Raw genomic sequence first — 12,733 nt, 5'->3', positions numbered from 1 at the left:
GACTATGGATACCCGTCACCCACCCGTTCGTTTCTCGCAGCGTCTGATCAGCTGGATTGTCTGCGGCCTGATGGTCTGGCAGCCGGTGGCACCCGCCGTCGCGGCGGCGCTTACGCCGGCCGGGCAGACCACGGTCGACCGGGCGGGGAACGGGGTGCCGGTCGTCAACATCGCCACCCCGAACGGGGCGGGTATCTCGCATAACCAGTTCGGTGAGTATAACGTCGGCAGCGAGGGGCTTATCCTCAACAACGGCACGGACCGCTTAACCCGGACGCAGCTCGGCGGGCTTATCCAGAACAACCCCAATCTGCAGGCCGGGCGGGAAGCGACAGGCATCATCAACGAAGTCACGGGCGCCAGCCGCTCGCAGCTGCAGGGCTACACGGAAGTCGCCGGTAAGGCGGCAAACGTCATGGTGGCCAACCCCTACGGCATTACCTGTAACGGGTGCGGATTTATCAACACCCCGAACGTCACCCTGACCACCGGCAAGCCGCAGTTTGACGCCAGCGGTAACCTGCTGGCGCTGGAGGTGACAAAAGGCGCCATCACGGTTGAAGGCCAGGGGCTGGACGCCAGTAAAAGCGACGCGCTGTCGCTGATTGCGCGCGCAACGGAGGTGAACGCCGCGATCCACGCGAACGACCTGACGGTGACCGCAGGGGCGAACCGCGTGGGCGCCGACGGCAGCGTCAGGCCGGTTGCCGGCGAGGGCGCCGCGCCCGTGGTGGCGGTGGATACCGGCGCGCTCGGCGGGATGTATGCGAACCGTATCCGCCTGGTCTCCAGCGAGGCGGGCGTCGGGGTTAACCTCGGCAACCTCACCGCGCGGCAGGGCGACATTCAGCTGGATGCGGGCGGCAGACTGACGGTCAGGAACAGCCTCGCCAGCGGCTCGATTAGCGCGAAGGGCGCGGGGGTGGCCCTCAGCGGCAGCCATCAGGCAGGGGGCGCACTGAACGTGGCCAGCTCGCAGGATATGGAGCTCAGTAACAGCACGCTCGCCAGCCAGGGCGACATGCGCCTTTCCGCGGCGGGGAAAGTGCAGATGACGGGCGGCGGGACAAACAGCGCGGGCGCGCTGGCGGTCAGCAGCGGGCAGGCGATGACGCTCAGCAATACCTCCCTTATCTCCCGCGGCGCGGCGACGCTCAGCAGCGGCGGCACGCTGTCATCCACGGGCAGTGCGGTCTCGGCAGGGGAGAGCCTGGCGCTGAGCGGCGGGCAGCTGGTGCTGGACGGCCAGAGCCGGGCCGATGCCGCGGCCGATATCCGCCTGACGGGCAGCACCGTCAGTAACCAGGGGCAGGTGAATGCGGGGCGCGACATTGCGCTCTCCGGCGACAGGGTGTCCAGCAGCGGCCTGCTGGCGGCGAAAGGCCGTCTGGACGTGAACGCCGGAGAGCTGACGAACGGCGGCACGGCGCAGGGCAGCGACGTCACCCTGAAGGGGCAGACGGTGACCAACAGCGGCACCCTGCAGAGCGCCGGCAGCCTGACGTTAAGCGCCGGAACCCTGGCGCAGCGGGGCACGCTGAGCGCGAAGGGCAATGCGGACGTCACGGCGCAGCAGGCCCTGCGTAACGACGGCAGCCTGCTGGCTGACGGCGCGATGAACGTGACCGCAGGCGTGCTTGAGCAGAACGGCACCCTGTCCGGCGCGACGGCGCTGACGGCGCAGGCCGGCACCCTGACCAGCGGTCAGGCGTCCCGCACGACCAGCCAGGGCAATATACAGATTACCGCGACCCGCAGCGCCAGCCTGAACGGGCAGACGGACGCGGCGGGGGCGGTCACCGTCAGCGCCGGCGACCTGACCACCGGCCGGGACGCGCACCTGCAGAGCGGGCAGGGGCTCACCCTGCAGGCGCAGAGCGCCGCGCTGAACGGCACCCAGGCGGCGAAAGGCGCCCTGTCGGTGACGGCGGGCACGATTGCGCACGCCGGGAAATCCACCGGTGACGCGCTGAGCTTTAACGCGTCCGGCGACCTGACCAGCGGCGGGGAGCTCACCGCCGGCGCCATTACTCTCAGCGGACAGAACATCCTCCAGTCCGGCGCCGCAAAAGCGGACCGTATGACCCTGACGGCCCCGGGCGCATCACCAGCAGCGGCTCGCTGGTTGCCGGTATCCTCTCCCTGGACGCTGCCTCGGTGGAGAACGGCGGGCTGCTGCAGGGGACCACCCTGCTCGGCCTGAAGACCGGGTCACTCACGAACCTCGCGGGCGGGTCGGTCTACAGCGCGCAGGATTTAACGCTGAACGTTCCGGTGCTGGCCAACGGCGGGCTTATCACCACCGACGGCACGCTGCGCATTAAAGGCGACACGCTGACCAACCAGGGTGAAATCAACGGCGTCAGCCTGAGCAGCGACTACCTCAGCCTGACCAGCAGCGGACGCCTGCTGGCGGACGACCGGCTCACCCTGAACGGCACTACTCTGGTTAACGCGGGCAGTATTGCCGCCGGCGACCTGCACATCACGGCGGACAGCCTGGAGAACCAGGGCACCGTCGAGGGGACGCGGCCCTGACGCTCGGCGTGGCAGACCTCACTAACCGCGGCGCGCTGCGCAGCGGCGGAACGCTGACGCTCAGCGGCGACACCCTTGCCAGCAGCGGCGAGCTCAGCGCCACCGCGCTGCTGCTGAACCTGACCCGTCAGGTCAGCAACGAGGCGGGCGGCCGGGTGATTGCCCGGGACGGCCTGACGCTGACCGCCGCCAGCCTGACCAACAGCGGGCTGATGGCCGGTACCGACGCGCAGTTCAACAGCGCGTCGGTGACCAACGGCGGCACGCTGCAGGGAACCCGCTCGCTGACGGCGACGGGGGCACAGCTCAGCAACCTGCAGGCGGGCATGCTGCTCTCCGGTGGCGCGCTCGGCCTGCACCACACCACCCTTAACAACGCCGGGCTCATGCAGGGCAACACCCTGAACCTGGCCACCGGCGAGTGGATGAACACCGGTAACGCGCTGGGGGAAGCGGGCGTGACGGCGGCGGTGACCGGCGCGCTGACCAACAGCGGTAAGGTGCTCAGCCAGCAGGCGCTGGACGTTCAGGCCGGCAATACCGATAACCGGGGCCAGCTGCTGGCGAAAGTGCTGACCCTGCGGGGCGACCTGCAGAACAGCGGCCTGCTTCAGGGCAGCAGCACGCTGGCCTGGTCCGGCAACACCTTCGCGAACCAGACTCAGGGGCAGGTGACGGGCGGTGAGACCCTCACCCTGAGCGGACACACGCTCAGCAACGCGGGCAGCCTGCAGGGGCGCAGCGCCACGCTGGACGCCGCAGGCCTGAATAACCAGGGCAGCGTTCAGGCGCTGGACGCCCTGACGCTTGCCGCAACCGGCAGGCTGGACAACACGGGCGCCCTGCTCAGCCAGAACCTCTTCACGCTGACGGCGGCGCAGCTGTTTAACGACGGCCGGCTGGCGGGGAAAGCGCTGACGGTGAACGCCGCGCAGCTGACCAACACCGGCATGCTGCAGGGCAACGACACGCTGGCGCTGACCACCCGCGCGCTGAGCAACGGCGCCACCGGGCAGCTGGTGAGCGGAAGCGGCCTGAATCTGTCCCTGGATACGCTCGATAACGCCGGTCTGCTGCTGGTGAACGGCGGGCTCACCCTCCGGGGCAGCGACCTGACCAACCAGGGCGATATTCAGGCGCAGGACCTGGATTTGGGGCTGGGCAACGCCCTGAGCAATGCCGGGAACATCGTGGCCACCGGCGATGCCGCGCTTCACGCGACGACGCTGACCAGCAGCGGCACGGTGGCGGGCAGAACGCTGACCGCAGGCGCGACGGAGCTGCGCAACAGCGGCCTGATGCAGGGCAGCAGCGCGGTTAACGCCGCCGCTGACCGCTTTATCAACGCGCTGAACGGCAAATGGCTCTCCGGCGGCGGCTTCACGCTGACGGGCGGACAGCTGACGAACGCCGGTACGCTGCAGGGCGCGACGCTGGACATGACCGGCACCACCCTCACCAACAGCGGCACGGTGAACGGGCTGGCGGGGCTCAGCGGCACGTTCGGCGGGGCGTTAACCAATACCGGGCTGCTGCAGAGCGGCGGCGCAACCACCTTCACCGCGGACACCCTGGCGAACCCGGGGCGCATCACCGGCGGCACGCTCTCCCTGACCGCCCGCGAGATGAACAACGACGGCCTGATGCAGGGAACGAACGGCCTGGCGCTCACCGGCACCGCGCTGACCACGGGCGCGGCCTCGCGCACCCTCTCCGGCGGCATGCTGACGCTGGACGCAGGCCAGCTGGTTACGCAGGGCACGCTGCAGGGGAACGGCGCGGACATCCGCGCCACCGGCGACTGGACGCACGGCGGGTCCCTGCTCAGCCAGGGGGCGCTGACGGCCGCGACCGGCGGCACGCTGACCTCGTCCGGCTCGCTGATGAGCCAGGGGCGGGCGGATATCACCGCACAGACGCTGGATAACCGCGGGCAGCTCCTCAGCGAAGGGGACGTGACGCTCGGCGGCAGCACCCTTAAAAACAGCGGCACCGTGCAGGGGAACACCCTCGCGCTGCGCCAGGACAGCATTAACAACCAGGGCACCCTGACCGGCCTGCAGAGCCTGACCGTTCAGGGGCAGCAGCGGCTGATGGCGCGCATGGCGATGGCCGCGCCGCAGCAGGCGCTGATTAACGGCGCAGGCGGCAGGCTGCTCACTCAGGGCGCGCTGACCATTGCCTCCGGGGCGGTGACCAACGCCGGCAGCTGGCAGGCGCAGAACATTCTGCTTAACGCGCAGTCGCTCAGCAACAGCGGCACGGTGCAGAGTGCCGACGGGCTGCAGATGACGCTGGCCGACACGCTCACCGGAACCACGGGCAGTAAGATTACCGCGCTGGGTGCGGCAACGCTGCAGGCCGCGACGCTGGTGAACCAGGGGCAGTGGGCGGCGAAAAACCTGACGCTGACCGGCGGCACGCTCAGCAACAGCGGCGCCATCAGCGGGGTGAATGGCCTGACCCTCAGCCAGACCGGCGCGGTCAGCCAGCAGTCGACCGGGACCCTGCTCTCCGGCGGGGCGCTGAACGTCACGGCGGCCTCCGTCACCAGCGACGGCAAAATGCAGGGGAGCACGCTCGGCATCACCACCGGGGCGCTCACCAACGGCGGACGTCTGCAGGGCGATAACGGCGCGACGCTGGCCCTCAGCGGCACGCTGACCAACAGCAGCGGGGGCGAAATCGTCAGCCGCGATGGCCTGACGCTGACCACGCCCGCGCTGTTTAACTACGGCCTGATTCAGGGCGGCGGCGAGACGCGCGTGACCGCCTCCTCGCAGGCGCGTAACGACGGCAGGCTGCTCTCCGGCGCGCGCCTGACGCTCGGCACGCCGCAGTTCACCGGCACCGGCTGGCTGCAGGCCACCGACCTGATACTCAATGCGGCAAACGCCACTAACGGCGGCACGTGGGTGGCCGACCGGGCCACGCTGACCGGCACCACCTTTACCAGCCAGGGCACCACCCAGGCGGGACAGCTGACGGTTAACTACGGCCAGCTGAACAACAGCGGCACGCTGCTCGGCAACGCGCAGCTGAATATTGGCGCGGACCAGGTGACCCAGAGCGCGGGCGGCAGGCTGCTGAGCGGCGGCAACCTGTGGCTGCAGAGCCGGGGGCTGGACCTGACCGGCCAGCTGGTCTCCCTGGGGGACTTAACGCTGCAGCTGACGAACGCGTTTACCAGCCGGACCGCCGTGGCGGCAGGCCGGACCCTGACCATCAGCAGCGGCGGCGACATCGATAACCGCAGCGTGCTGCAGGGGCAGGCGGTTAACCTCAGCGCGGGCGGGCAGCTCAGCAACAACGGACAAATCACCACCGGCGGCGGCACCAGCACGCTCTCCGGCAGCAGCGTGGCGCTGAACGCCGCGGGCACGGTGCAGGGCGGGGGCGACATCACCGTCGCCAGCCGGAGCAACATTACCGTCGACGGCTTCACCGGCACGCGCGGCTCGCTGACCCTGAGCGCACCGGGTTCCATCGTCAACACCGCGCTGCTGTACGCGGCGAATAACCTGGCGCTTTATGCCGACAGCATCACCAACCGGCGTGGCGACATCATGGCGGGGAACAACCTGTGGATGCAGCGGGATGCGGCGGGGAATGCGAACAGCCAGGTGGTGAACACGTCGGGGAATATTGAGACGCAGGGTGGTGATATTGGGATCAGAACGGCACAATTTTTGAATGTGAGAGATGGTTTAAAGACAAATATCTCCACGGTAGATAAATCTCAAACTATAACGGGATTAGGTGATTCGCTAATAACCGTTCCGATAGATAAATTACCTGACGGTAGTTATGGTATTGCTTATTACCCTGAGGAGCAGCGTTGTTCGGCAGCAGGCAACAATGGCTCAGGCTGTTATTATACTAAGCCAGCATCTGCGGGATATGTTCCATTTGCCTCCACCGTGGAACAAAAGTTCGCTATAAAACAAACCACGAGTCAAGTGGATGCCAATGGTGGGCAGGCCCGTATAAGTTCAGCGAAAAACTTAACTATCAATGCCGGAAACTTAACGAATAACGCCAGTCTTCTTCTGGCAAATAATAATATTTATCTTTCAGGGAATAGTTTATCAAACCAATCTTGGGAGAACTCCGTTTCAACAGATTATTTAATCTACACTTATAAAGGTGTAATTCCTGACGATCTTCAAAAGGTTGAAGATTATAAATATACCTTGAAACCTAAAAATAAGGAAATTGCTGGCTTTAAGCTTACAGGGAGAACAACAGAAAGCGTTGTATACACGGCATACCGCGCCGTCATCCAGGCGGGCGGCAACGTCACCGCAAACTTCACCAGCAACATCAGCAACACTAATGCCACCGCTAACGCGGGCGGCGTCAGTAACGTTATCTCCACCCCGTCGCTGAACACCCTCAGCAACCAGACCATCGGCAGCGGCGTGCAAAAACAGGGGCTGAACGCTGCCGGCAGCGTGGCGGTGACCTCGCCGCAGTGGAACGATCGGCTTCAGGGGGCGCTGCAGCAGCTTAACGGCGGCGGCGCGCTGGAAAACGGCGGCGCGTCCGGCACGCCTCTCAGCAACGTTGCCACCACGCAGAAAGGCGATGCGAACCTCGGCCAGCTGGGCACGCTGGCGAACGCCGGGGTCACCACCGCCGATCTCCGAACCGCTCAGGGCGGCGCCGTCGGGCACTATCAGGGCCAGCGCGTCGATACCAGCGCTTACCCGCTGCCGTCGGGCAACAACGGCTATTTTGTCTTCTCCGACAACCCGAAAAGCCCGTACCTGATCGGCATCAACCCGAAACTGAACGGTCTCGGACAGCTTGATCCCGCCCTGTTTGCCGATCTGAACGCAATGCTCGGGATCAAACCGTCGTCCACGGCGCCGCAGGAGACGCGGCTGGCGTTTACCGACGAGAAGCAGTTCCTCGGCTCGTCCTATATGCTCGGCCGCCTCAACCTGAACCCGGACTACGATTACCGCTTCCTCGGCGATGCGGCGTTCGATACCCGCTATGTCTCCAACGTGGTACTCAACCAGACCGGTAACCGCTACCTGAACGGCATCGGCTCCGATCTGGATCAGATGCGCTATCTGATGGACAACGCCGCGGCGGCGCAGCAGTCGCTGGGCCTGCAGTTTGGCGTCTCGCTGACCGCCGATCAGATTGCCGCGCTCGACCACAGCCTGCTGTGGTGGGAGAAAGCCACCGTCAACGGCGAAACGGTGATGGTGCCGAAGCTTTACCTGTCGCCGAAGGACGTCACCGTCAACAACGGCAGCGTGATCGCGGGCAACAACGTCACCCTGAAGGGCGGCAGCATTACCAACGGCGGCAGCACGCTGCTGGCGAAAAACAGCCTGACGCTCGACAGCCAGAACAGCATCAGCAACCTCAGCAACGGCCTGATGAAAGCGGGCGGCGACCTGAACCTGAGCGCCATCGGCGATATCAATAACATCAGCTCCACTATCAGCGGCAAAACGGTCGCGCTGGAGAGCCTGGACGGCAGCATCAACAACCTGACGCAGGTTGAGCAGATTGATATCAACGCCGGCGGGAAGTACGGCAACATCGGCCTGAAGGACACCCTGCTGGGCAACACGGCGTCGATTACCGCGCAGGATGGCCTGTCGCTTGAGGCGGGAAAAAACATCACCGTCACCGGGGCGAACCTGGCCTCCGGCGGCGATATGCTGCTGAACGCGTGGGGCGATATTGCCGTCAACGCGAATCAGATCAACGACGCATTCAGCTCCAGCCGGGAGAAAACCAGCCGTTCCTCCGTCACGTATCAGGGAAGTAACGTCAGTGCGGGCGGCAACCTGCTGGTGAATGCCGGGCATAACCTTGACGTGACCGCCAGCGACCTGAAGGCGGGCGGCAGCGCGGGGCTGAGCGCGGGCAACGATCTGAACCTGAACGCGGCACAGACAAGCGAAAGCAGCCGGAAAGGGAAAAGCGAGTCCCACAGCACCGGGCTCGACCGCACCACGATTTCCGCAGGCGATAACCTGGTCCTGAAGGCCGGGCAGGATATCAACGCCCGGGCCGCCGCGCTGGCAGCGGAGAAAAGCGTCGGGCTGCAGGCGGGTCGCGACGTGAATCTGGCTGCTGCAGAGACCACGCAGGGCGACAGCTATAAATCAGGCCGTAAAAAAGTGATTAACGAGTCGGTTCGCCAGTCGGGAACCGACATCACTGCGGGCGGGAATGTGACTGTTATCGCCGGACGGGATGTAACGGCACAGGCTGCAGATGTCTATGCCGCAGGCAATACAGCCGTGGCCGCCGGGCGGGATATCACCCTTTCCACTGCGACGGAAAGTGACTATGCGTACCGGGAGGAGAAAAAGACGTCCGGTGGGTTCCTCAGCAAGAAAACCACTCACACCATCCACGAAGAGACGCATACGCGTGAGAAAGGTACGCAGCTTTCCGGCGACAACGTTGCTCTCCGGGCTGGTAACAACCTGACGGTGCAGGGCTCATCAGTTGCCGCTGAGCGCGATGTGGCCCTGAAGGCTGGAAATGATCTGACCGTGGAGGCAGCAACCAACACCGACACGCACTACGACATGAAGAAGACGAAGAAATCCGGCGTTTTCTCCAGCGGGTCGGGATTGGGTATCACCATCGGGTCGCAGTCTTCAAAAAGCACCCGACAGGGGGCAAATACAACGCAGAGCGATGCCCGCAGCACGGTGGGCACTGCTGGCGGTAATGTCATCATCAGCGCCGGAAATGACGTCCAGTTGAGCGCGGCAGATGTGGTTGCCGGAAGAGCGAAGGATGATTCCTCCCGCAAAACCGGCCATATCGATATCACTGGCGACAGCATTGCCATCCTTCCTGGACGGGATACGACCACTGAGTCCATGAAGCAGGAGTCCAAATCGTCTGGCGTCACCGTCAGTGTGAAAGCGCCATTTGAAGACACTGTGCGTAACGTGCGCGATATCGTTCGTGGTAAGGGCAACAGTGGCAACAGCACCGTCGATAAAGTGAAGGGGCTGGGGGCGGAAGGCGGTGCGCTCGCGCTTGACGGACCAGGCCAGATGATGGCTATTTCCGCAGGAAGCACCCGGTCTTCCTCTGAGTCGCACTACGAGGGCGAGTTTAACAGCGGCAGCCATCTTGCCGCAGCAGGCAATATCCAGATGACTGCCACCGGTAAACAGGGAGGCAGCAACAGCGGCAATATCCTGATTGCCGGGAGCCAGGCTAAGGCCGGTGAAACGGTGATCCTCGATGCGAAACGCGACGTAGATATCACCACCTCCACAGACAGCGAAAAATACAGCAACAGCACTAAAAATAGCGGCTGGAATCTCTCGAGCGCCCTGAGCGCCGGAAGTGCTGTTCGCGCCATCTCGGGTGGGGGTTCCCACGGCAATCAACTCCTGCCGGGTGGGATGAGCAAGGCGGAGAGCAACAGTAGCGGCACCCGGACCACACAAAACGCGTCGGTCATTCAGGGCTCAGATATTTACGTTAACAGTCGTGACGGCAGCGTGAATATCAGCGGCAGCCTGATGACCGCCACGGACGATCTTCTGCTGTCAGCCACAAATGGAGATATCTCCGTTTCTGCCGGACGCGATACATCGCGCAGTGAGAGCAGCGGCAGCAGCAAATTGCTGGGGACTCTGGGAGGCGATGGTTACAGCGCCACGGCAGGCTACCGCCATGAAAAAAACAGCAGTCGGGAAGATAGCAGCCTCGAAAACGGATTGCGCAGCCAGCTAAGCAGCAAAAACGGTAGCGTTGTCGCGCAGGCCGGTAACGATCTCTCCCTGTCAGGTACGGATATCCGTGCTGGTAAATCGGTCTCACTCAGTGGCGAAAATGTCCTCATGGGGGTGAGCCGGGATACCCGTGACGGTGAAAACCACAGCAGCAGCGCCCAGTATGGTGTGACGGCATCTGCTGGGGGCTGGGCTGTTGAGGCTGCTAAAGCCGCTGAGACGGCTGCCCGCAGCGCAGAAAACGGCGATGATCCACGGCTGACCGCCATCAGAACAGGCCAGTCGGCGGCAACCGCGGCGCAGGGCGCTATGTCGGACTCGTCGCTCATCAAGGCTAAAGTGTCTTTAACGGCGGGGACGTCATCTCAGGACAGTCGTTACCACAGTACCGACACGCAGGGCACCACCATTAATGCCGGCGAGAATGTCTCTGTTCGTGCCGGAAATGACATTGCCGGTATGGGGGTACAGATCGCGGGTAAACACGTGGCGCTGGATGCGGGGCGGGATATTCTGCTGTCTGCCTCCCAGAACACAACCCACTCTGAGAGTAAAAACAGCGGCAGCCAGTTCAGCGTCGGTGTCGGTGTGAGCCTGATTGGTGCGCAAAACGGCATCTCGGTGGAACTGGGAGCGTCACAGCATAAGGGCAAGGAAAACAGCCAGTCGCAGCGCAATACGAACAGCGTTGTCCATGCTGATGAACAGCTTACGGTGAACAGCGGACGCGACACCACCCTGAAAGGTGCGGAGCTGGAAGGTAACCGTGTGGTGGTCAACACCGGGCGCGATCTCACCATCAGCAGCGTGCAGGATACGGCCAGTTATGACAGCAGGCAGTCTTCGTCAGGCGCGTCCCTCAGCCTGTGCATACCGCCGCTGTGTTATGGTGCCTCTTCCGGTAGCGTCAGTGCATCGGGTGAGAATATCACCCAGAATGGTAAGAGCGTTGCTGAACAGAGCGGGATATTCGCAGGCAAGGGCGGCTTTGCTGTCACCACCGGAAATCATACCCAGCTTGACGGCGCGGTGATTGCATCCACGGCGTCTGCTGATAAAAATAGCCTCGACACCGGTACGCTGGGTTTCAGTAATCTCCACAACGAGAGCCAGACCAGCGGCAACGGCTACATGGTGGCGCTTTCCGGCAGCGCGGGCGGCAGCGGCAACGGTGAAAACCGCAACCTGGCACCGGCCATCGGTACGGGCCAGGCAGAAGAGAGCCACACCGGCACGACCTCATCAGCGGTGAGTGGCGGTAGCATTGTCATTCGCAACCCGGCGGGACAGAAACAGGATATTGCTGACCTGAGCCGTGATACGGCTGACGCCCACCACGGCGTGGACGTGAACGGTGATGTGCAGAAGGTCAGGGATAACCTGGCGGTCCAGAGCGAAGGCGCGGCCCTGGCTACCTCTGCGCTGGATGCTTACGGCAAGTATGCGGAGCAGAAAGCGCGTGAATCCAATGCGGCGCTGGGCGCGAAGCTGGCGTCAGAAGGAAAACTGCAGGGCGATACGCCGCAGGAGCAGGAAGCGTTCCTGAAGACGCAGCCCGGATATCAGAATACCGAATACGGTCCGGGGAGTGCCTTCTGGACGAAGGGCAGCGCAGCGGCGGGATTACTGGCAGGTGCGCTTGGCGGTAACCTGAAGGCAGGCGCGGCAGCGGGGGCGGCCCCTCTGCTGGCGACCCTGGTCAAGGAGCAGAAAGACCCGACAGCCCGTGCCGCGCTGCACGGTATTGTGGCGGCGGCGCTGACGCAGCTGAGTGGCGGGAGCAGTACGGATGGCCTGAAGGCTGGTGCCATTGGAGCCATTACGGCCTCGGCGATGACCGACCACCTGGTCAGCGCGCTGTATGGAGATAAAAAATCCAGTGACCTGACTGCAGAGGAGAAACGGCTGGTCAGTAGCCTCGTGAGTATCGCGGGTGGGCTGGCAGGCGCTGCGGTGACGGATGGCAGTGTCTCCATGGCGGCGACGGCGTCTGAAACGGCGAAGGTGGAGGTTGAGAATAACTCGCTGAGTAAGGACAAACCAAATATCTTCGATATTAATCCAATGCTGAAAATTGGAATTGAGGATGCAGACGGAGAGTTGCTGAAAGGTGGCGGTGGAATAGCAAAAGATGGGGGGCGTGCAGTTAGTTCCCTGGAAGGAGCGAAGCTAAAAGAATACTATCGACAGGCTGAGAAATATGGGCAAGCTGGGGTTAAGGAACTGGAGAATGGAAATTATCGCTTTTATGGTGATATGACGCCTTCCAGAACAACTGGAGAAATGGCTGGAGCTCGACTGGTAAGAGAGTGGGATCCAAAAACAGGTCAAACCCGAACTTGGTATGAAACACTTGATCATGCTGGCAATATTCGTAGTGTGGCTCCGAAACCCGTTACTAATGATAAGAACCACCATATTTTTGATGCTGATGGGAATTATCAAGGAAGGAGATAAAT

At 63.3% G+C, this 12,733-nt stretch carries 1 protein-coding gene and 1 pseudogene; both read left to right on the top strand.

The features are described from left to right. Positions 1-4 precede the first annotated feature (4 nt). Positions 5-10,193, top strand: a pseudogene (locus HB664_RS23050) (hemagglutinin repeat-containing protein); the annotation flags it as partial. A gap of 66 nt (positions 10,194-10,259) precedes the next feature. Next, a complete protein-coding gene (locus HB664_RS23045) occupies positions 10,260-12,731 on the top strand; it encodes a hemagglutinin repeat-containing protein (RefSeq protein WP_375156391.1) in 2,472 nt (823 codons plus the stop codon). Positions 12,732-12,733 lie beyond the last annotated feature (2 nt).

The organism is Enterobacter sp. DNB-S2 (assembly GCF_019443845.1).
Taxonomy (GTDB): Bacteria; Pseudomonadota; Gammaproteobacteria; order Enterobacterales; family Enterobacteriaceae; genus Enterobacter; species Enterobacter asburiae_B.
The sequence above is the reverse complement of the archived record's forward strand: the minus strand, read 5'-3'. Positions and strand labels throughout refer to the sequence as shown.